Origin of the sequence: Sphingomonas sp. Leaf198, from assembly GCF_001424005.1 — a bacterium.
GTDB lineage: Bacteria > Pseudomonadota > Alphaproteobacteria > Sphingomonadales > Sphingomonadaceae > Sphingomonas.
Map to the genome: position 1 here is coordinate 627,279 of NZ_LMPX01000001.1, position 19,832 is coordinate 647,110.

The following is a 19,832-nucleotide window of genomic DNA, read 5'->3' on the forward strand; positions in this document are numbered from 1 at the left end:
GGCACGAAGTGCCGGATGAGGGGCTGTTGGGGCGAGCGTCCGAGCCTCACTCCCCTCACCCTCCCACCGCAAGTGCGGCGGGCCCCTCCCTCTCCCCGATGGGGAGAGGGCTTTAAGTCCGCGATGACTTGCCATAATGGCTATCCCCAGTGGCCACCCTACACGCCTTCGCAAACCCAGCGCGCTTCCTGAAGATCGCCAAGACGTTGACTCCAGCGCTGTTCTGGGCCGGCGTCGCGCTGATCACGATCGGCTGCTGGGCGGGCCTCACCCAGACCCCGCCCGATTACCTCCAAGGCGAAACCGTCCGCATCCTCTACATCCACGTCCCCGCCGCCTGGCTGGGCATGGGCGGGTGGAGCGGGATCGCGATCTCCAGCATCATGTTTCTCGTCTGGCGCCACCCGCTCGCCAGCGTCGCGGCGCGTGCGATCGCGCTGCCGGGTGCGGTGTTCGCGGCGCTATGTCTCATGACCGGCTCGATCTGGGGACGGCCGACCTGGGGAACGTGGTGGCAATGGGATGGCCGGCTGACCTCGATGCTGCTGCTGTTCTTCGTCTACCTCGGCTACATGGCGCTTGCGAAGGCCGACGCGGACCGTGGCGGCGACGGGCGCGTGCCGGCGCTCTACGGGATCGCCGGGTCGGTGCTGCTGCCGATCATCCGATACTCAGTGGTGTGGTGGAACACGCTGCACCAAGGCCCGAGCATCGGTCTCACGCAATCGACGATCGACGGGTCTATCCTATGGCCGCTGCCGATCATGCTGGCCGGGTTTACGTTCGTGTTCGCCGGGATCGTGTTGATGCGGATGCGGACGATGCTTGCTGTTGCGAAATCCGAAGCTCGGATGCGCAGAATGGCGAGAGCATGAACCCCTGGCCGTTCGTGACTGCCGCGTATGTCGTAACGCTGGGCGGCGGCGCGATCATCGCGTTGTCGAGCTACCTCGCGATGCGCAGGGCCGAGAAATGAAGGCCAAGCATCAACGCCTGACGCTAGCGCTGCTGGCGCTCGGCGCGGTCGTGGTCGCGGGTCTGCTCGCTCTGTCGGCGCTGAAGGACCAGGCGGCGTTCTTCTACGCACCGTCGGACGTGCGTCGCGACGGCTTGCCTCTCGGCCGCGCGGTGCGGCTCGGTGGGATGGTCGAGGGTGGCTCGGTGAAGCGCGCCGCGGACGGCGTGACCGTGCAGTTCGTCGTCACCGACGGACAGGCGACCACGCCGGTAGTCTTCGCGGGCATCGTCCCTAACCTGTTCCGCGAGAAATCGGGCGTCGTCGCCGAAGGCCAGTTCCAGCCCAACGGCAGCTTCGTAGCGTCGAACCTGCTCGCCAAGCACGACGAGAAATACATGCCGCCGCAAATGGCCGGCAAGATGCACGAGACCAAGACGCTCGAACCGGACGCCAAGCAATGATCGCCGAAGCAGGCCTAGCCGCGCTCTGGTTCGCGGGCGCGCTCGCGGCATTGCAGCTCGTGATGGCAGCGATCGGCATCGCACGCGGCCGTGAAGACGTCGCAGCGGCGGTCCGGCCGGTGGCGATCGTCCAGGGACTGCTCGCACTGCTGGCGATGGCGCTGCTGATCGAGCTGTTCCTCGACTCCGACATGTCCGTGAAGCTGGTCGTCGAGAACAGCCATTCGGCCAAGCCGTGGCTCTACAAGTTCGCCGGTGCCTGGGGAAATCACGAGGGCTCAATGCTGCTCTGGGTGACGATCCTCGGGCTCGCCGGCGGCGCGGTCGCGATCTTCGAGCGCTCGCTGCCCGAACGCACGCTCACCGCCACGCTCGGCGCACAGGCGACGATCGCGCTCGGTTTTTACGCGTTCCTGCTGTTCTCCTCGAACCCGTTCGCGCGGCTCAATCCGGCTGCCGCCGATGGCCTTGGGCTCAATCCGCTGTTGCAGGACCCCGGCTTGGCGTTCCATCCGCCGACGCTCTACACCGGCTATGTCGGCCTCTCGGTCGCGTTCTCGTTCGCGGTCGGTGCGCTCGTCACGCGCGACGTCGGCCCGGCGTTCGCCAAGGCGATGCGCCCCTGGGTGCTGATCGCGTGGATATTCCTGACGCTCGGCATCACCGCCGGATCGTATTGGGCCTATTATGAGCTCGGCTGGGGCGGCTGGTGGTTCTGGGACCCGGTCGAGAACGCCTCGCTGATGCCGTGGCTCGCCGCCACCGCGTTGCTCCATTCGGTGACCGTGCTCGCGACGCGCGACGGCCTGCGCGCGTGGACGATCATGCTAGCGGTCGTCGCGTTCTCGATGTCGATGATCGGCACCTTTTTGGTGCGCTCGGGCATCCTGACGAGTGTCCACGCCTTCGCAGTCGATCCGGAGCGCGGCGCGTTCATCCTGGCCTTGCTCGCAATCTACATCGGCGGGGCGCTCGCGCTGTTCGCCGCGAGGATCGGCACCGTGCGCGCTGGCACGACCTTCGATCCGGTCAGCCGCGAGGGCGGGCTGGTCGCGAACAACCTGCTGTTGTCGGTTATCCTCGGGATCGTCCTGATCGGCACGCTCTATCCGATCGTCGCGGCGAGCTTCGGCGTGCAGCTGTCGGTCGGCCCGCCGTTCTTCAACAAGGCGGCGGGGCCGATCGCGCTGCTGCTGGTTGCCGTGATGGCAGTCGGGCCGCTGCTGCGATGGCGGCGTGACGATGCGAAGGCGGTACTGCGCCGCATGATGCTGCCGATCGGCGCGACACTGGTCGCTGCGATCGCACTCCTGTTCGTCTGGCCGGGCGTGCTCCCCTGGGCCGGACTGTCGCTCGCCGCCGGGCTCTCCGTCGCCAGCGTCGCGCCTCTGTGGAAGCGTAACTTGAGGCGCACGCCGCTCTTCACCTACGGCATGGTCATCGCGCATCTCGGCATCGCGGTCAGCCTCGCCGGGATGGCGTCGGACAGCGCGTTCACCAAGGAAACGCTGGTCGCGGTGCGCGCAGGCGAGCCGGCGCGGGTCGGGCCATACACCGTGACGCTCGACGGGATCTCGCCGGTAATCGGCGAGAACTGGTCGGCCTTGGAAGCTCGCCTGACCGCGACGCGCGGTGGCAGCGAGAGCATACTCCGCCCGCAACTCCGCTTCTTTGCCAACCCGCCGACGAGCACGAACGAGTCCGCGATCCTGACGGTGCTCGACGGCCAGCTCTACACAGTTCTCGGCCAGCCGGACGGGCAGGGACGCTGGCAGCTTCGCCTCTGGTGGAAGCCGTTCGTGACGCTGATCTGGTTCGGCGGCGTGCTGATCGCGCTGGGCGGGATGCTGTCGCTGATCGGTCGGGTGCTCCGCGAGCGACGGGCGGCGATACGGGTTGAATGGGCATGAAGCGGTTCGCACTTTGGGCGCCCCTGGCGATCTTCGCGCTGTTGTTCGCGGTGGTGGCGAGCGGGCTGTTCCGGCCTGCGGAGAAGGTGGTGCGATCGGCGATGGTCGGCAAGCCGCTCCCCGATTTCGCGCTGCCGGCGATGGTCCCGGGCAAGCCGGGCTTGAGCAGCGCGTCGTTCCGGCAAGGCAAGCCGCGGTTGCTCAACGTTTTCGCAAGCTGGTGCATCCCGTGCATTGCCGAGGCGCCCCAACTGATGCGGTTGAAGGCGATGGGCGTGCCGATCGATGCGATCGCGATCCGCGACACCGCACCGGCGATTAGCGGTTTCCTCCGCCGCAACGGCGATCCGTACGAGCGGATCGGCAGCGATCGGGCCAGCCAGGTGCAGTTGGCGCTGGGCTCTTCGGGCGTGCCGGAGACGTTCGTGATCGACGGCCGCGGGATCGTCGTGAAGCAGATCATCGGCGATATCCGGCCTGAGAATTTGTCGGAGATCGTGCAAGCCGTGAAGGACGCGCGGTGAGGGAGCGCAACCAAGTTCCCCTCCCGCTTGCGGGAGGGGGCAGGGGAGGGGCTACTTCCTGCTCACCAACCGCGCGCGCGCGTCATGCCCTCCCCCGACCCCTCCCGCGAGCAGGAGGGGAGGTCGTTGCGGCGCTGTTGCTCTGTATCTCGCCGGCCTTCGCCCAGCCGGTCACCCCGCCAGCGCATTACGCCAACGTGCAACTCGCTGACCCTGCGAAGGAAGCGTCCGCCCGAGCGCTCATGGAAACGCTGCGCTGCCTCGTGTGCCAGGGCCAGTCGATCGCCGACAGCGATGCCGACATGGCGGCTGACATGCGCGCGCTCGTCCGCGAGCGGATCGAGCGTGGCGAAAAGCCTGCCTCGATCCGCGATTGGCTGATCGCGCGCTACGGCGACTACGTGACCTATGACCCGCCCTTATCCGCTCTGACGTGGCCGTTGTGGCTGGCGCCGATCCTGCTGCTTGGCATCGGCGGCTGGATCGCGCGGTCGAGCTTTCGGCGGAGGACACGCTGATGGGGTATTTCTGGCTGGCCGCGATCGGGGTGGGGGCGTTTGCGCTGCTCGCGGTGCTGAAGGTGAACCGCGTTCTTTGGACGATGGTCGCGGCGGCGCTGATGCTTGGTGCGGCGGGGTATGCGTGGCAGGGGCAGCCGGGGCTCGCCGGCCATGAAGCGTCGCCCGGGCTTGCAGCGACGCCGGACGACAGCGCCATGCTCGAACTGCGCGACCAGATGCTCGAGCGGTATACGGGGGCGGCGGCGTACCTGGTTGCGGCGGATGCGATGACGCGGATCGGCGACCGGCGCGCGGCTGTGCAAGTTTTACTCGGAGGGCTCAGGATCGCCCCCAAGAGCGTGGTCATGTGGACGGGGCTCGCCAATGCGCTCGCGGCACATGATGCCCACCAAGTTTCGCCTCCGGCGCTGTTCGCGTTCCAGCAGGCGATGCGGTTGGCGCCGAAGCATCCTGCTCCGCCGTTCTTTTTAGGGCTGGCGTATGTGCGGGCGGGAGAGTTCGCGACGGCCAGACCGTATTGGGCAAAGGCGCTGGCATTGACGCCGGCTAATATTTCATACCGAGGCGAGATCGCTACGCGTCTGGCTTTGCTGGATCGGTTCCTAGCCATGCAGGACGCGCCGAACGCAAGCCAAAAATAGTCCCGTCATCCTGGGCTTGACCCAGGATCCAGAGCCATGAACGTAAAGCTATTTGGCTCTGGATCCTGACTTTCGTCAGGATGACGAGAAAAAGGGTGATTGTAACGAAGCCTTACTGCCCGCGTCCGGTCTTCGACTGCAATTCGTCGATCTTCTTCGACGCATCCGCCTTGGTCAGCGTATCGTCGAAGTCCTCATGCGCTTCCTCGGACAGCGTCTTGAGGTAGCTCGCCTGCGCACCGGTCATCTTCTCGTCGCCGGTGGTCCAGTCGTCCGGGTCCTTCTCGGCGTTCGAGAACGGTTCGGACTTGGGGTTCGGAGTGTCGGACATTGGAGATTCCTTTCCCCTGTCCAACACCCATGTTCCGTATCCGTTCCCGAGTCAGCCCGCCCATGCTTCGTAAGGTAAACCTAGATCATCGGCGACCGCCTTGTACGCGATCTTGCCCTTGTAGACGTTCAGCCCGTTGGCGAGGTGAGGGTCGGCCTTCATAGCTGCCTCGGCCCCCAGGTTGGCGAGCTTCAGGGCGAACGGCAACGTCGCATTGTTCAGCGCGAACGCGGAGGTGCGCGCCACCGCGCCGGGCATGTTGGCGACGCAGTAATGGATCACGCCGTCGACCTCGAACACCGGGTCCTCATGCGTCGTGGCGTGCGACGTCTCGAAGCACCCGCCTTGGTCGATCGCGATGTCGACCAGCACCGAGCCGCGCTTCATCGTCTTCAGCATCTCGCGCGTGACCAGCTTCGGCGCAGCGGCCCCCGGCACCAGCACCGCGCCGATCACCAGATGCGCATTCTTCACCGCTGCCGCGATCGCCGCCTTCGACGCATACGCCGTCTTGATCTGGCTCGAGAAGAACATGTCGAGTTCGGCCAAGCGATCGTTCGAGATGTCGTAGATCGTCACGTCGGCGCGCATGCCGACCGCCATCTGCGCCGCGTTGACGCCCGAGACGCCGCCACCGAGAATCGCGACCTTCGCCGGCGCGACACCGGGCACGCCGCCGAGCAGCACGCCGCGTCCGCCCTGCTCCTTCTCGAGATAATGCGCGCCGACCTGTACTGACATGCGGCCTGCAACTTCCGACATCGGCTTGAGCAACGGCAGCCCGCGGCGGTTGTCGGTGACGGTCTCGTACGCGATGCAGGTCGCGCCGGACTTCATCAGCCCCTCGGCCTGCGGCTTGTCCGCGGCGAGGTGGAGATAGGTGAACAGCAGGTGGCGCGGCTCGAGCATCGCGATCTCGCTCGGCTGCGGCTCCTTGACCTTCACGATCATGTCGGCGCCGGCGAACACCGCGGCGGCGGTCGGCAGGATCGTCGCGCCCGCGTCGACATAGTCCTGGTCCTCGAAATCGATGCCCGATCCGGCCTGCGTCTCGACGACGACCTCGTGACCGGCCGCAACCAGCTCGGCGACCGACGGCGGGGTCAGGCCGACGCGATATTCGTGGTTCTTGATTTCCTTGGGGACACCGACGCGCATTGATTCCACTCCATTATCGTTTGCGCCATACTAGCGCGCCTTGGACGGGAAGGGTTCGCAAACTGGTCGCGGTGCGATACCGCATCTGCAAGATGATTGCATCTGTTGCCGTCGAAACGGGATAATCTTGAGCATCACGATCGAACGCAGGATTCTGGACCTGCTCGCCGCCAATTCCGACCTGACCAGCGCCGAGCTTGGCGACGCGGTAGGTCTCTCGGCGAGCGCTGCGCATCGCCGCGTCGCGCAGTTGCGGGAGAGTGGCGCGATTGTCGGCTATCGTGCTGTGTTGTCGCAGGCTGCGCGGGGCGATCCCAGCATCGTGCTCGTCAACGTCACGCTCCGGGATCAGCGGAAGGAGACGATGGCGGCGTTCGAGGCGGAGATCGTCGAGTGTCCGCAGGTCGTGCAATGCTTCCTGATGAGCGGAGAGGCGGACTACATGCTCCACGTCGAGATCCGCCACGGCGAGACGTTCGAGCGCATCCACCGCGAGACGCTGTCGCAATTGCCGGGGGTAACACGGCTGGCGTCGCATTTCGTCATTCGTGAGGTGATCAGGCGATAGTGTTTTCCTGCGAACGCAGGAATCCAGGGTGAAGAACGATGGCACCCGTGACCCTGGGTTCCTGCGTTCGCAGGAGAACGGAGGGGGTCCGATCAGCCCCAGTTAATCCACGTTGCCAGCCCCGCCGTTGCCGCCTTCCGGCCCGCATGCTAAATGCGCGCGCTTGGGGCACAGGGTGAAATCGGAAATTCGATGAGTATTGTTGCACTTCCGGGCCGATTCACCGTCCAGTGAGCGTCGACCAGACCGCCGCGGCTTCGACCGTGCCACCCGCCAATCTCGATCTCGAGACGGGGCATCACAACTCCGACGGCATGTTGAAGCTCGCCTTTGGTGCGATCGGCATCGTCTTCGGCGATATCGGCACCAGCCCGCTCTACGCCTTCCGCGAGACCTTCGCCGGCCACCACAAGCTCGCGCTCGACGCGGCGCACATCATGGGCGTCATCAGCCTGATGTTCTGGTCGATGATGATCGTCGTGACGGTCAAATACGTCATCATCATCATGCGCGCCGACAACAAGGGCGAGGGCGGCAGCCTCGCGCTCCTCGCTTTGGTCTCGGGCAAGACCAAGACAAAGCGCTGGAGCAAGGGTATCATCCTGCTCGGCGTGTTCGCGACCGCGCTGTTCTACGGCGACAGCATGATCACGCCCGCGGTGTCGGTGCTGTCCGCGGTCGAAGGCCTCGCTGTCGCCGCGCCCGCCTTTGCCGGGCTCGTGCTGCCGATCGTGATCGTGATCCTGATCGCGCTGTTCTGGGTGCAGAAGAGTGGCACCGCGCGGATCGGGCTCGTGTTCGGGCCGATCATGCTGGTGTATTTCAGTGTCATCGCGGTGCTCGGTATCCTCAGCATCGTCCAGACCCCCGGCGTGCTCTGGGCGCTGTCGCCGCACTACGCGGTCGAGTTCTTCATCATCGATCCCGAGCGGGCGTTCCTCGCACTCGGCTCGGTCGTCCTCGCGGTCACCGGCGCGGAAGCGCTGTACGCGGACATGGGCCATTTCGGCCGCAAGCCGATCGGCCTGTCGTGGCTGTTCTTCGTGCTCCCCGCGCTGATCCTTAATTATATGGGGCAGGGCGCACTGCTGTTCCGCGATGGGCGCGAGGCGCTGGTCAGCCCGTTCTACAACCTCGCCCCCGAAAGCCTCCAGCTCCCGCTCGTCATCCTCGCGACGATGGCCGCGGTGATCGCGTCGCAGGCGGTGATCTCCGGTGCGTTCTCGGTGACGCAGCAGGCGATCCAGCTCGGCTTCATCCCGCGCCTTCGGATCGAGCACACCAGCGCGTCGACCGCCGGCCAGATTTACATCCCGCTCGTCAACGGCGCGCTGATGGTCATGGTGATCCTGCTCGTGCTGTTCTTCCGCACCTCGTCGAACCTGACGAGCGCGTACGGAATCGCGGTGACCGGCGCGATGTTCATCGACACGTGCCTGCTCGGGGTGGTGCTGTTCCGCCTCTGGAACTGGCCGAAGATCGCCGCGATCCCGTTGCTGGCGATCTTCTTCACCGTCGACGGCGCCTATTTCGCGGCCAACCTGACCAAGGTACCCGCGGGCGGCTGGTTCCCGCTGCTGGTCGGCTTCATCATCTTCACCTTCTTGACGACCTGGTCGAAGGGGCGGCAGCTGATGATCGACCGGATGCACGAAGCGGCGATGCCGATAAAGGTGTTCATCGGCTCGGCAGCGAGTTCGGCGTCGCGCGTGCCGGGGACCGCGGTGTTCATGACCTCGACTGCGGACGGCGTGCCGCACGCGCTGCTCCACAACCTCAAGCACAACAAGGTGCTGCACGAGCGCGTGATCCTGCTGACCGTTAAGATCGTCGGGCAGCCCTACTGGCCCGCGCACGACCGTGCGGTGCGCGAGGAGCTCGGCGATGGCTTCCACCGCCTCGTGCTGCGCTACGGCTTCATGGAGGACGCCGACGTGCCCGCCGCGCTGCGCCAGGTTCATAATTGCGGCGCGGACTTCAAGATGATGGACACCAGCTTCTTCCTGTCACGCCAGACGCTGCTCGCGTCGGACAAGCCCGGCATGATGATCTGGCGCGAGAAGCTGTTCGCGTGGATGTTGCGCAACGCGGAAAGCGCGATGGAGTTCTTCCGGTTGCCGACCAACCGCGTCGTCGAGTTGGGCAGCCAGGTCGAGATTTGATGATCACGGATACGGGACCAGCCCCGATCATCGTCACGGCTCTGTTCGGCCGCCAGGATACCGCGTTCTTCGACGCGATGCGCCGCGAGCATTTTCCGCCCGAGCGCAACCAGCTCGACGCGCACCTGACGCTGTTCCACCACCTGCCGCCCTCGGGCCTCGACGAGCTCAAGCACCGGCTCAATCAGGAAACGCGGGGTATCCGTGCCCCACAGGCGCGTGTGGGTGGGCTGATGTCGCTGGGGCGGGGTGTCGCCTACCGGATCGAGTCCCCAGAACTGGTTGGTATCCGTGCGCGCCTTGCCGACGCGTTCACCGGCATGCTCACCCCGCAGGACGCCGGCGGGTGGCGGCCTCACGTCACCATCCAGAACAAGGTCAGCCCGCAGGTCGCCAAGCTTCTGCTCGCCAATCTTCAGCGCGATTTCACCCCAAAGGACGTGGAAATCGCCGGTCTTGGCGCGTGGTGGTACCGCGGCGGACCATGGGAAGCGATTTCCCGGCACATGTTCGCTTGACCGCCTCGAAACCGCTTCCTATAGGCCGCGCCTCGCAGGGAAGAACGCTTCCCTGACGGACGGTACGGCGAAGTAGCTCAGTTGGTTAGAGCACGGGAATCATAATCCTGGGGTCGGGGGTTCAAGTCCCTCCTTCGCTACCATTTCAGACCTGGCGCACGGCGCTCGTGGTCCAGCTCCCGCGACATACGCAAGCGATCACCAAGTGCGGGAAACTCGTCTTCGCAATCGCAAAATGCCGTTCTATTGCCATGGGTTAATGGTCAGGCGTCGCGCTGCGTATTCGGTGTTCGCGTCGGTCCAGCCTTACGGGAGAGACGAGCATGCGTGACAAACGCCCTGATGGGATCGCCGATTATACGGGTCCGGCCGGCGGCTGGGGCGCGCTGAAGGCGGTCGCCGTCTCGCTCAAGGCGCAGCAGATCGTCGTGCGCGGCGGCCAGACGCTGCTCAAGTCGAACCAGCCCGACGGCTTCGATTGCCCGAGCTGCGCATGGCCTGATCCAAAACATACCTCCTCGTTCGAATTTTGCGAGAACGGCGCGAAGGCCGTCGCGTGGGAATCCACCGCCAAGACGATCGGCGCCGACTTCTTCGCCGCGCACAGCGTGTCCGACATCTGGAAGCAGAGCGATCACTGGATCGAGGATCAGGGCCGCGTCACCGAGCCGCTCCGCTACAACGCCGCGACCGATCACTATGAGGTCGTCGGCTGGGCGGATGCGATGCGCGAGATCGGTGCAGGCCTCGCCGCCGTCCCCGATCCCAACCAGGCCGAGTTCTACACCTCGGGCCGCTGCTCGAACGAGGCGGCGTTCCTGTTCCAGCTGTTCGTGCGGTTGTACGGCACCAACAACTTTCCCGACTGCTCGAACATGTGTCACGAGGCGACCTCGGTCGGGCTCCCGAAGTCGATCGGCATCGGCAAGGGCACCGTCAGCCTCGAGGATTTCGATCACGCCGACCTGATCCTGTCGATCGGCCACAACCCCGGCACCAACCACCCGCGGATGATGGCGACGTTGCGCGAGGTGTCGAAGCGCGGTGGCAAGATCATCGTCTTCAACCCGCTCAAGGAACGCTCGCTCGAACGCTTCGAATCGCCGCAGTCGGTGGTCGAGATGGCGACGATGTCGGCAACCCCGATCGCGAGCAGCTATTACCAGGTGAAGGTCGGCGGCGACGCGGCCGCGCTCAAGGGCATCGCCAAGGCGCTCGTCGCACTCGACGAGGCGGCCAAGGTCTCCGGCACCGAGCGCGCGCTTGATCACGCGTTCATCGCCGAGCATACCGCGGGGCTCGACGAGTATATCGCCGACCTCGCCACCACCGAATGGGCGGATATCGAACGCTCCAGCGGCCTTTCCCGCGGTGACCTGGAAGAGGTCGCGCTCGCCTATGCGAAGTCGAAGTCGACGATCTGCTGCTACGGCATGGGCGTCACGCAGCATCGCACCGGCACGACCAATGTCCAGCAGATCGCGAACCTGCTTCTCCTGCGCGGCAATATGGGCCGCCCCGGCGCGGGCATCTGTCCGCTGCGCGGCCACAGCAACGTCCAGGGCGACCGCACCGTCGGCATCACCGAGCGGCCGATGCCCTTGCTGCTCGACAACATGCGCGACGTGTTCGGGTTCGAGCCGCCCCGCGAGCACGGCCATTCGGTGGTCGAGAGCATCGCCGCGATGCGCGACGGCCATGCCAAGGCGATCGTCTGCCTCGGCGGCAACCTGGCAATCGCGTCGTCCGATCCGCAGGCCTGCGCGGAAGGCTTTCGCAACCTTGACCTCGCGGTCCACATCACCACCAAGCTCAATCGCACGCAGTTGCTGATGGCGAAGGCGACGTACGTCCTGCCGTGCCTCGGCCGGACCGAACTCGACATGCAGGCGACCGGCCAGCAATCGGTGACGGTCGAGGATTCGATGTCGATGGTCCACGCCTCGCGCGGCTTCCTGATGCCGCCGGGCGACAACGTGAAGTCGGAGATCTGGATCGTCGGCGAGATCGCCAAGGCGACCTTCGCCGCGAAAGGCAGCGCGCCGATCGAGATCGACTGGGACGCCTATGTCGGCGACTACAGCCTGATCCGCGACAAGATCGAGGCGGTGTTCCCCGCGTTTGCCGACTACAACGCGCGGATCCGCAAGCCGGGCGGCTTCCACCTGCCGAACTCGGCGGCAATGCGCGAGTGGAACACGGACAGTGGCAAAGCCAACTTCATCGTCGCCAAGGGCGTCGAGGAGGACGAAAGCGCGGGCGATCCGACCGTACTGCGGCTCACCACGCTTCGCGCGCACGACCAGTACAACACCACCGTCTACAGCCTCGACGATCGCTACCGCGGTGTGTTCGGGCGCCGCGACATCCTGTTCATGAACGAGCGCGACATGGCACGGCTCGGGCACAAGGAGGGCGACGTCGTCGATATCGCCACCGCGCTCCAGTTCGCCCGGCCCGACCGTGTCGTGCAGAAGCTGATGCTGGTCCGCTACGCGCTGCCCGATGGCTGTGTCGCCTCCTACTACCCCGAGACGCAGCCGCTGATCGCGCTCGAGGATCACGATCCACAGAGCTTCACCCCTTCCTATAAATCCATCCCGGTGACCGTCCGTCCCGCCGCCGCCGATATGGGTTCGGATCGCGGCGTGGTGCGTGCCGGGATTGTCGGCCAGCAGAGTAAAGTAGACGCATGAGCACCGGGTATTCGTCGACGATCGACACCTACGCGACCCTCGCGGCGACCAAGGCGGAGGCGTTGCGGCGCTCTCCCGTCGGGTTCTTCGCCGGCGCGATCCTTGCGGGCACGTACATCGGCATCGCGATGATCCTTGCGCTCAGCACGGGGTCGGGCCTCGAACCCGGCGTGCGACCCTTGGTGATGGGCGCTACCTTCGGGCTTGGGCTGATCCTGACGGTGTTCGCCGGCGCTGAGCTTTTCACCGGCTACGTGATGTATCTCGGCTTCGGCCTGGCAAAGCGCACCGTCAGCATTGCGGAGGCGGTGAAGCTGATCGTCGTCGTTTGGATCGGCAACCTCGTTGGCGGCGTGATCCTGTCGTTCATCTTCGCGGCGGGCGGCGGCGGGGCGATCTATGCGAACGCCGACACGATGTTCCACGCCTACGTTCAGCACAAGGTGTCGGTCGACGCGACCGCGCTGCTGGCACGCGCGATCCTGTGCAACTGGCTCGTCTGCTTGGCGATCTGGACAGCCGCACGCATGACCGGCGACGCCGCCAAGTGCATCGGCATGGCCTGGATCCTGCTGGCGTTCGTTGCCGCCGGGTTCGAGCATTCGGTCGCCAACATGACCGCGTTGACGCTGGGGCTGCTCGTGCCCCATTCGTCGATCGATATTTACGGGATGATCCGCAATCTCGCGATCGTCAGCCTCGGCAACATCATCGGCGGGCTCGTGTTCGTCGTCGGTGGCTATCTCGCCGCGGCCAGAACCGATGTGGTGCAGGCCATCAAGTGAGGCACTTCGACTAGCCGCACCGTCTGGGGCTAGTCGAAGATCTTCCATGGATCGTTGACCACCAGAATCGCATCGCTGCGCGCCAGCGCGAGCAGCGTCAGGCCGTGCTCGCGCGCATGATCGATCGCCAGGCTGGTCGGTGCGGAGATGCCCACCAGCATCGGCGCACCGGCGATCAGCGCCTTGTCGACCATCTCGAAACTGATCCGCGACGTGACCAGGATGAACCCGTCGATCGGCTGCCCCGTGATCGCGATGCCGCCGACGAGCTTGTCCAGCGCATTGTGACGGCCGACGTCCTCATACGCCGCAACGATTCGACCCTCGCGGTCGCAGGCGGCGGCGGCATGGATCGTGCCCGTAGCCGCGTTCAGAGGCTGGTGAGCGCGTAACCCACCCAGCGCCGCGAACAGTGCGTCCACAGGCGTATCGGGCTTTGGCGGTGTCCTCGGGACCGGTTTGCGGAGTTGTTCGAGCCCCGAGATGCCGCACAGCCCGCAACTCGTATCGCTGGTTCGGTGGCGGACGCGGTCGTGAATACGGCCCTTGCAGCGATCGGAAAGCCCGACGCGAACGATCCAGCCCGCCTCCGCCTCGAAGATATCGATGTCGCGCACGTCGTCGGCGCTGTCCGCCAGCCGCTCGGTCAGCAAGAAGCCGGTCGTAAATTCGGCCAGGTCGGCGGGCGTCATCATCATCACCGCATAGCCAAGCCCGTCGATCTCGATCGCGACCGGGACTTCGACCGCAATGGCGCGTTCGCCCGCGGTAATCGAATCAGGCCGCAGGATCTTGATCGCTTGGTTGCGCGACGTGGTCATAAGATATCGAGGTCCTGCGGCGTATTGACGTTCGGGATAGGCGCACCCGCCGGGATCGGGATAGCCCCGATCGCTTCCGCCCAACCGCGCACCGAGCGTCGCGGCACGGTCTCGATATGGGTCAGCAAATTGCCAAGCAATCCCGTCTCCCAATGCCCGAGCACCGGAGCGTCCGGGCAATAGGCAGAAGCACGTCGGGACAGCGCCGTCAGCAACCCGTCCGGCAGCCACGGCATGTCGCACGCGATCGTCAACACCGACGTGAACCCGTGCGAGGCCGCAAAACCGAGCGCGCCGGCGATGCCCCCCAATGGCCCAACATCCGCCCTCGGTAGGTCAGGGATCGCCCCATCGCGTCCCGCGATCACCGCGGTCTCGACATGAGGCAAAAGCAGCGCCCGCGCATGCTCGGCTAGCACGCGCCCATCCAACACTGCCATCGCCTTGTCGGACCCGAAGCGCGATGACCGCCCGCCCGCCAGTACGACGCCGAGAATACGCTGCTCGGTCAGCGCGTCTTCTCAATCCGAACCGGCACCGATTTCGCTGCCGGAACATGGCTTTCGCGAGCATGGTGGGCGACCGGTATGAGCAGATTGCTTTCGGGGTAATAGGCACCGAGGCAGCCCTCGGGGATCGCATATTCGACCACGCGGAGCTTGTTCAGGCGGCGGTCCGAATTGTCGCCCGCGTCACCGACCAGATCGACGTCGTCGCCATCGGTGATCCCCATCCGGATCATGTCGCTGCGGTTCATGAACACGATGTCGCGCGTGCCCTTCACGCCGCGGAAGCGGTCGTGATAGCCATAGACGGTCGTGTTGAACTGGTCGTTCGACCGCAGCGTCATGAGGCGGAAGCGGCCCTCCGCCTCCTCGAACCCGGTCACGTTCAGCGCCTGCGGGACGTTGATCTCCGCCTTGCCGCTCTTCGTCTTCCACTCGCGGTGCGCCGCGGGCACGCCCTTCCAGAACCCACCCGGCGTGAACATCTGGTCGTTGAAGTTCTTGAACAGATCCGGATACGTCACCTCGATCGCATCGCGAACGCGCGCGTAATCACGCACCCACGCATCCCAATCGAGCTTCGGATTGGGCGCGAGCGTGGCCTTGGCGATTCCCGCGACGATCGCAGGCTCGGAGAGCAACGTCTCGGACGCCGGCGTCGCCTTGCCCTTCGAACCGTAGATCTGGCTGAACGAATCCTCGATCGACACGCTCTGCGGCCCGGTGCCCTGCATGTCCGTCTCGATCCGGCCGAGGCAGGGGAGCAGGTAAGACGTCTCGCCCGGCAGCAGGTGCGAGCGATTGAGCTTGGTCGCGATGTGCACCGTCAGGTCGAGCGCACGCCATTTCGGCTCCATCCGAGCATGATCCGGGATCGCCCGCACGAAATTGCCACCAAGCCCGACGAACGCCTGCGCGCTGCCGTCGAGCACCGCTTCGCACGCCTCGACCGTATCCCAGCCCTTCTCGCGCGGCGGCTCGAACCCATATTGCTCGGCAAGCTTGTCGAGCGGGGCTAGTTCGGGCTTCTCGGTAATGCCGACGGTACGCTGCCCCTGGACGTTCGAGTGCCCACGGACCGGCCCCATGCCCGCGCCCGGTTTGCCGATGTTGCCGCGCAGCAGCATCAAATTGACGACCATGTGCACATTGTCGATTCCGCCGACATGTTGCGTCAGCCCCATGCCGTAGACTGCTATCACTGCCTTCGACTTGGCATAGACCTTCGCCGCCGCCTCGATCTCGGTGCGGGGCAGGCCGCTCTCATGCTCGATCGTTGCCCATTCGGTCGCACGCGCGACCTCGGCGAACGCCTCGAACCCGGTCGTGTGCTCGGCAAGAAACGCATGATCGAGCACGGGGAGGCCATTAATCCGCTTGGCGTTGTCGTCGGCCTCGATCAAATATTTGCACATCCCCATGATCGCGCCGACGTCGCCGCCGGTCTTGAGCTGATGGTATTGCGAGGCGATCGGCGTCGACTTGCCCGTTACCATCTCGATCGGGTTCTGCGGATCCTGGAATTTCTCCAGCCCGCGCTCCTTGAGCGGGTTGAACACGACGATCTCGACGCCGCGCTTCGCACAATCGCGCAGCGGATGCAGGAACCGCGGGCTGTTCACCCCGGGGTTCTGCCCGAAGTAGAAGATCGCGTCGCACTTCTCATAGTCCGACAGGTGGATCGTGCCGACCGCCGAACCGATCGCCGACTTCAGCCCGACCGAGGTCGTCTCGTGGCACATGTTCGAGCTGTCGGGCAGGTTCTGGCTGCCATACATCCGCGCGAGCAAACTATACATGTACGACGTCTCGAGGCTGGCGCGGCCCGATGCGTAGAAGATGACCTTGGTCGGATCATAGGTCTTTAGCTTCGCACCGATACCGGCAAACGCCTCGTCCCAGCTGCACGCCGCGTATTTGTCGGTGTTCGCATCATATTTCAGCGGATGCGTCAGGCGGCCGGCCTGTTCGAGATCGTAATCCTTCCAGCCGATCAGCTCGCTGACCGTATGCTGCTCGAAGAACGCAGGCGTCACGCGGAACGAGGTCAGCTCCCACGCCGTCGCCTTGGCGCCGTTCTCGCAGAACTCCGCGACATGCGGATGCGCGGGCTTCCCCCACGCGCAACTGACGCAAGCGAACCCATCCGGCTTGTTCTGCCGGGCCAGTTCGCGGATCACTTCCGGGCCGACCTTCTCGCGCGCGGAAATCTCAACGAGTGACTTCATCGAGCCCCAGCCGCCTGCTGGTGCGGTGTAATCCTCGATCTCTACGGTCCGGTCGTCGCTCATGCTCATCTCCGCTTTTATCGTCCAACGCAGTGGCAAAGCTTTCGATGCAGGCGGCACAGATTTACCGGCGGTTCAAATCCGGCCGCGCATCCCCTAGATGCAGTCTCGAATCTCCAAGGAACTGCAATGACTACCCATACCACACGCATGCTTATCCTCGGCTCGGGCCCCGCCGGGCTCTCCGCCGCGATCTATGGCGCGCGTGCCGGGATGGCGCCGATCGTCGTGCAGGGCATTCAGCCCGGCGGCCAGCTTACGACGACCACCGACGTCGAGAACTATCCCGGCTTCAAGGACGTGATCCAGGGGCCGTGGCTGATGGAGCAGATGCAGGCACAGGCCGAGCATGTCGGCACGCGAATGATGTGGGATACGATCGTCCAAGTCGACCTGACCAGCCGCCCGTTCCGCCTGATCGGCGATAGCGGCGACGTGTACGAGGGCGACACGCTGGTGATCGCGACCGGTGCGCAGGCGAAGTGGCTCGGGATCGACAGCGAGGAGCCGATGAAGGGCAAGGGCGTCAGCGCCTGCGCGACCTGCGACGGGTTCTTCTACCGCGGCAAGAAGGTGGCGGTGATCGGCGGCGGCAACACCGCGGTCGAGGAGGCGCTGTACCTCACCAATCATTCGCCCGACGTGACGCTGATCCACCGCCGCGACTCGCTGCGCTCGGAGAAGATCCTCCAGGAACGCCTGTTCGCGCACAAGGGTGTGACGGTGCTCTGGAACAAGGAGGTTCGCGAGTTCGTCGATGGCGGCGGCAATGCGGGTCTGGTCGCGCTGGAGCTCGAGGACACGGTGACCGGCGAGCGCTCGCGGCTTGCGGTCGATGGCGGGTTCGTCGCGATCGGGCATCATCCGGCGACCGAGCTGTTCCGTGGCCATATCGATCTCGATTCGGACGGGTATATCTCGGTCGAGACCGGCTCGACCCGTACCAGCGTCGAGGGCGTGTTCGCGTGCGGCGACGTCGCGGACAAGGTGTACCGGCAGGCCGTGACGGCGGCTGGGACGGGCTGCATGGCGGCGCTGGACGCCGAGCGCTTCCTCGCGGCAGCCGAGTTTGCGGAATTGGCCGAAGCCGCGGAATAACGCCCGCGTCCTTCGTCATCGTCATCGTCATCCTGACGAAAGTCAGGATCCAGGTTTCCAAACGATAGCGGTTATGGCTCTGGTCCTGCGTTCATCAGGACCAGAACCGCTACTCTTGCGCCATCCCGTCGACGATCGCGGCGTGGAGCACTGCGGCGTTCTCCGCCCCGGCAAAACTATGTGACGCCGTGTCGAACCGCTTCACTTGCGCGCCACCGCGGTACCGTTCGGCAAAGGCGATCGCGGTCGCGTCGCCCGTTGCAAGGAAGATGGCGGCGTCGTCTTGCCAGCCGTCAAGTGCGGCCAAGACGTTGGTCGTTAGTGAAGCACGCTCTTCAGCCTTGGCGGAGACAACCCTTTTCAAGCCTCTGAGAAGCTTGATAAAGCTGACCTTTCCTTTCAGCGCGCGTCCCCAGGTTGCGGGGTCGCGTAGCGCGCTGTGATAGCGGGCCCGTATCGCGGCGGCGGGGGGGAGGTCGTCGATCGGTTGCACGACCCAGGGGTTGGCGACGATGATCCGGTCGATCCCCGCCGATCGTCCGAACAGCGCGAGCGTACTGGCCGCGTCGCAATTGCCGAAGCCGACCAACCGGTTGACCATCGGTGCCGCGCGGCGGAACGCGGCGGCGGCTGCGATCAGGTCAGGTTCGGCGTTGAGGAAGCCGTTATTGTCGCCCGTCGAATCGCCCACGCCGCGACGGTCGTAACGGAATACGGGTGTGCCAGCGGCGGCCAGTCGATGCGCCAGCATCGCCATGCCGCGATGTGCGCCACTGCGGATTTCATTGCCGCCGGACACGATGAGCAGTCCTGTCAACCCGTCTGCCTCGTCCAGCGTTGCGGCAAGGCTTTCGCCTTCGCAAGCGAACGCGATCAGCGTTCGCACGATGCGATCCAGTTCGTGATATCGCCGGCAAGTATCTGAGCCAGGGCAGTATCATTGTCCGGCTCTGACCGACGCCACAGCGGTGAGGCAGCATATTTCACGTCTGCGTCGCGCGGGTCGGCTGCGAGCCTGACACCTCGCAAGGGGCCCGTTCCCGCATAGGATGTGGCGTCGTGGAGGTCGGCCAGCATTTCGCGGGACAGCGTGTTGCCTGCATATTCGGTTTCGCTGGCGCGAGCGGAGCGGGAGGCCACTCGCGCGCGGTCCAGTTCACGCAACAGGTCTTCGCCTGATTGCGGAGACAGCTGCCATCGTCCGGCGAGGGCCGCGTCGGTATCGAAGAGTGCGCCGCTTCTTAGCGAAATGCCATAAGTGTTCCGGCCAAGTTGCTGAGCAAGCTCGGTATAGGCTGTCCGCTGGTCGCGGAGTCGCGTTTCGCCGGTGACGACGATGCTCTCGCCGGTGCCAGGGAGATCGGGGAGCACGCTGCCAATCCCATGATCCGCAAGTTCGCGTAAAATCGTGACGAGGAACTGGCGCGTCCGGTTCGCTTCTGCGAACAGCGGGAGGGCGGCGATGACGATCGGGCCGGCATCGCGGCCGAACCGCAGCATCGCTTCGCGGCCGCCGCTCCAGTCATAGGTATCGAAGCGCAGGGCGGTCATCCCGGGTGAGGCTAGACCGCCCGTTAAGGCTAGACCAGTGCCTTGCTCGCGGCAAACTGGACGAGTGCGCCGAACGTCTCGAGCATCTCGCCGTCGATCTCGTCGTCCTCGATCAGGATGCCGAGCCGGTCTTCGAGTTCGGTGAGCACGCTCGCCACCGCCATCGAATCGAGCTCGGGCAGCGCGCCGAACAGCGGTGTGTCGGCGGTGAACGCGGCGACGCGGTCCGCGCTCAGACCGAGAATATCGGCGAGGACGGCGCGTACCGTCGTTTCGACTTGGGAAGTGCCTTCGAAGATCACGAGCATCGCCTGAACCGTTACGAACCGGTGTGC

At 65.1% G+C, this 19,832-nt stretch carries 20 protein-coding genes and 1 tRNA gene; 13 read left to right on the top strand and 8 right to left on the bottom strand.

All coding sequences use genetic code 11. The features are described 5' to 3' along the window. Nucleotides 1-149: 149 nt before the first annotated feature. From ccmC to ASG20_RS02885, 6 genes are all read left to right on the top strand, one after another. On the top strand, nucleotides 150-875 hold the full coding sequence (gene ccmC / locus ASG20_RS02860; RefSeq protein ID WP_056048235.1) for a heme ABC transporter permease CcmC: 726 nt from the start codon (nucleotides 150-152) through the stop codon (nucleotides 873-875). A gap of 97 nt (nucleotides 876-972) precedes the next feature. Then, nucleotides 973-1,419 carry a cytochrome c maturation protein CcmE gene (gene ccmE / locus ASG20_RS02865; RefSeq protein ID WP_056048238.1) on the top strand — a complete coding sequence of 149 codons (447 nt, stop codon included), beginning with the start codon at nucleotides 973-975 and terminating at the stop codon, nucleotides 1,417-1,419. After that, nucleotides 1,416-3,329, top strand: coding sequence for a heme lyase CcmF/NrfE family subunit (locus tag ASG20_RS02870; protein ID WP_056048242.1), 1,914 nt, complete (start codon nucleotides 1,416-1,418; stop codon nucleotides 3,327-3,329). The genes ccmE and ASG20_RS02870 overlap by 4 nt, the downstream gene beginning before the upstream one ends. Beyond that, nucleotides 3,326-3,853: a DsbE family thiol:disulfide interchange protein gene (locus ASG20_RS02875; RefSeq protein WP_056050339.1), complete on the top strand. Its 528-nt coding sequence runs from the start codon at nucleotides 3,326-3,328 to the stop codon at nucleotides 3,851-3,853. Before ASG20_RS02870 ends, ASG20_RS02875 begins: the two co-directional genes overlap by 4 nt. 134 nt (nucleotides 3,854-3,987) lie before the next feature. After that, complete coding sequence (locus ASG20_RS02880) at nucleotides 3,988-4,371, top strand: cytochrome c-type biogenesis protein (RefSeq protein ID WP_056050341.1); 384 nt, start codon at nucleotides 3,988-3,990, stop codon at nucleotides 4,369-4,371. Then, nucleotides 4,371-5,015, top strand: a complete 645-nt coding sequence (locus ASG20_RS02885) for a tetratricopeptide repeat protein (protein ID WP_056048245.1) — start codon at nucleotides 4,371-4,373, stop codon at nucleotides 5,013-5,015. The genes ASG20_RS02880 and ASG20_RS02885 overlap by 1 nt, the downstream gene beginning before the upstream one ends. Before the next feature lie 112 nt (nucleotides 5,016-5,127). Here the strand turns inward: ASG20_RS02885 and ASG20_RS02890 are convergent, their stop codons facing one another. Together ASG20_RS02890 and ald are read right to left on the bottom strand one after the other, a co-directional pair. Further along, entirely contained in the window at nucleotides 5,128-5,346 is a 219-nt protein-coding gene (locus ASG20_RS02890) for a DUF3072 domain-containing protein (RefSeq protein ID WP_056048247.1), read from the bottom strand. A gap of 51 nt (nucleotides 5,347-5,397) precedes the next feature. Next, nucleotides 5,398-6,504: an alanine dehydrogenase gene (ald, locus tag ASG20_RS02895; RefSeq protein ID WP_056048250.1), complete on the bottom strand. Its 1,107-nt coding sequence runs from the start codon at nucleotides 6,502-6,504 to the stop codon at nucleotides 5,398-5,400. Between the two features lie 127 nt (nucleotides 6,505-6,631). On the opposite strand from ald, the gene ASG20_RS02900 reads away from it, so the two are divergent. The 6 genes from ASG20_RS02900 (at nucleotide 6,632) to ASG20_RS02925 (ending at nucleotide 13,233) form a co-directional block, all read left to right on the top strand. Beyond that, nucleotides 6,632-7,072, top strand: a complete 441-nt coding sequence (locus tag ASG20_RS02900) for an Lrp/AsnC family transcriptional regulator (RefSeq protein WP_056048254.1) — start codon at nucleotides 6,632-6,634, stop codon at nucleotides 7,070-7,072. A 263-nt stretch (nucleotides 7,073-7,335) separates the two neighbouring features. Next, nucleotides 7,336-9,234: a potassium transporter Kup gene (locus tag ASG20_RS02905; protein ID WP_056050343.1), complete on the top strand. Its 1,899-nt coding sequence runs from the start codon at nucleotides 7,336-7,338 to the stop codon at nucleotides 9,232-9,234. After that, nucleotides 9,234-9,752, top strand: coding sequence for a 2'-5' RNA ligase family protein (locus tag ASG20_RS02910; RefSeq protein ID WP_056048256.1), 519 nt, complete (start codon nucleotides 9,234-9,236; stop codon nucleotides 9,750-9,752). The genes ASG20_RS02905 and ASG20_RS02910 overlap by 1 nt, the downstream gene beginning before the upstream one ends. A gap of 66 nt (nucleotides 9,753-9,818) precedes the next feature. Beyond that, nucleotides 9,819-9,895 (top strand) — tRNA-Met (locus ASG20_RS02915). Nucleotides 9,896-10,075: 180 nt separating this feature from the next. Then, nucleotides 10,076-12,448 (top strand): FdhF/YdeP family oxidoreductase, encoded by a 2,373-nt coding sequence (locus ASG20_RS02920; RefSeq protein WP_056048260.1) that lies wholly within the window; start codon nucleotides 10,076-10,078, stop codon nucleotides 12,446-12,448. Further along, a complete protein-coding gene (locus tag ASG20_RS02925; RefSeq protein WP_056048262.1) occupies nucleotides 12,445-13,233 on the top strand; it encodes a formate/nitrite transporter family protein in 789 nt (262 codons plus the stop codon). Before ASG20_RS02920 ends, ASG20_RS02925 begins: the two co-directional genes overlap by 4 nt. A gap of 29 nt (nucleotides 13,234-13,262) precedes the next feature. On the opposite strand, the gene fdhD is transcribed toward ASG20_RS02925, so the two are convergent. The 3 genes from fdhD to ASG20_RS02940 are packed head-to-tail and all read right to left on the bottom strand — an operon-like array spanning nucleotide 13,263 to nucleotide 16,851. Continuing rightward, nucleotides 13,263-14,054, bottom strand: coding sequence for a formate dehydrogenase accessory sulfurtransferase FdhD (fdhD, locus tag ASG20_RS02930; protein ID WP_056048265.1), 792 nt, complete (start codon nucleotides 14,052-14,054; stop codon nucleotides 13,263-13,265). Next, nucleotides 14,051-14,566, bottom strand: coding sequence for a molybdenum cofactor guanylyltransferase (mobA, locus tag ASG20_RS02935; protein ID WP_056048268.1), 516 nt, complete (start codon nucleotides 14,564-14,566; stop codon nucleotides 14,051-14,053). Before mobA ends, fdhD begins: the two co-directional genes overlap by 4 nt. Then, entirely contained in the window at nucleotides 14,563-16,851 is a 2,289-nt protein-coding gene (locus ASG20_RS02940; RefSeq protein WP_056050344.1) for an FdhF/YdeP family oxidoreductase, read from the bottom strand. The genes mobA and ASG20_RS02940 overlap by 4 nt, the downstream gene beginning before the upstream one ends. Before the next feature lie 126 nt (nucleotides 16,852-16,977). Here ASG20_RS02940 and trxB point away from each other — a divergent pair, with 126 nt between their 5' ends. Then, entirely contained in the window at nucleotides 16,978-17,946 is a 969-nt protein-coding gene (gene trxB / locus ASG20_RS02945) for a thioredoxin-disulfide reductase (protein WP_056048273.1), read from the top strand. A gap of 109 nt (nucleotides 17,947-18,055) precedes the next feature. Here trxB and ASG20_RS02950 read toward each other — a convergent pair whose 3' ends face one another. Genes ASG20_RS02950 through ASG20_RS02960 form a run of 3 tightly spaced genes read right to left on the bottom strand, consistent with a single transcriptional unit; the run spans nucleotide 18,056 to nucleotide 19,805 of the window. Further along, entirely contained in the window at nucleotides 18,056-18,832 is a 777-nt protein-coding gene (locus tag ASG20_RS02950) for a hydrolase 1, exosortase A system-associated (RefSeq protein ID WP_056048276.1), read from the bottom strand. Further along, nucleotides 18,820-19,497: a hypothetical protein gene (locus tag ASG20_RS02955; RefSeq protein WP_056048279.1), complete on the bottom strand. Its 678-nt coding sequence runs from the start codon at nucleotides 19,495-19,497 to the stop codon at nucleotides 18,820-18,822. Before ASG20_RS02955 ends, ASG20_RS02950 begins: the two co-directional genes overlap by 13 nt. Nucleotides 19,498-19,526: 29 nt before the next feature. Next, on the bottom strand, nucleotides 19,527-19,805 hold the full coding sequence (locus ASG20_RS02960; RefSeq protein ID WP_093397165.1) for an acyl carrier protein: 279 nt from the start codon (nucleotides 19,803-19,805) through the stop codon (nucleotides 19,527-19,529). Nucleotides 19,806-19,832 lie beyond the last annotated feature (27 nt).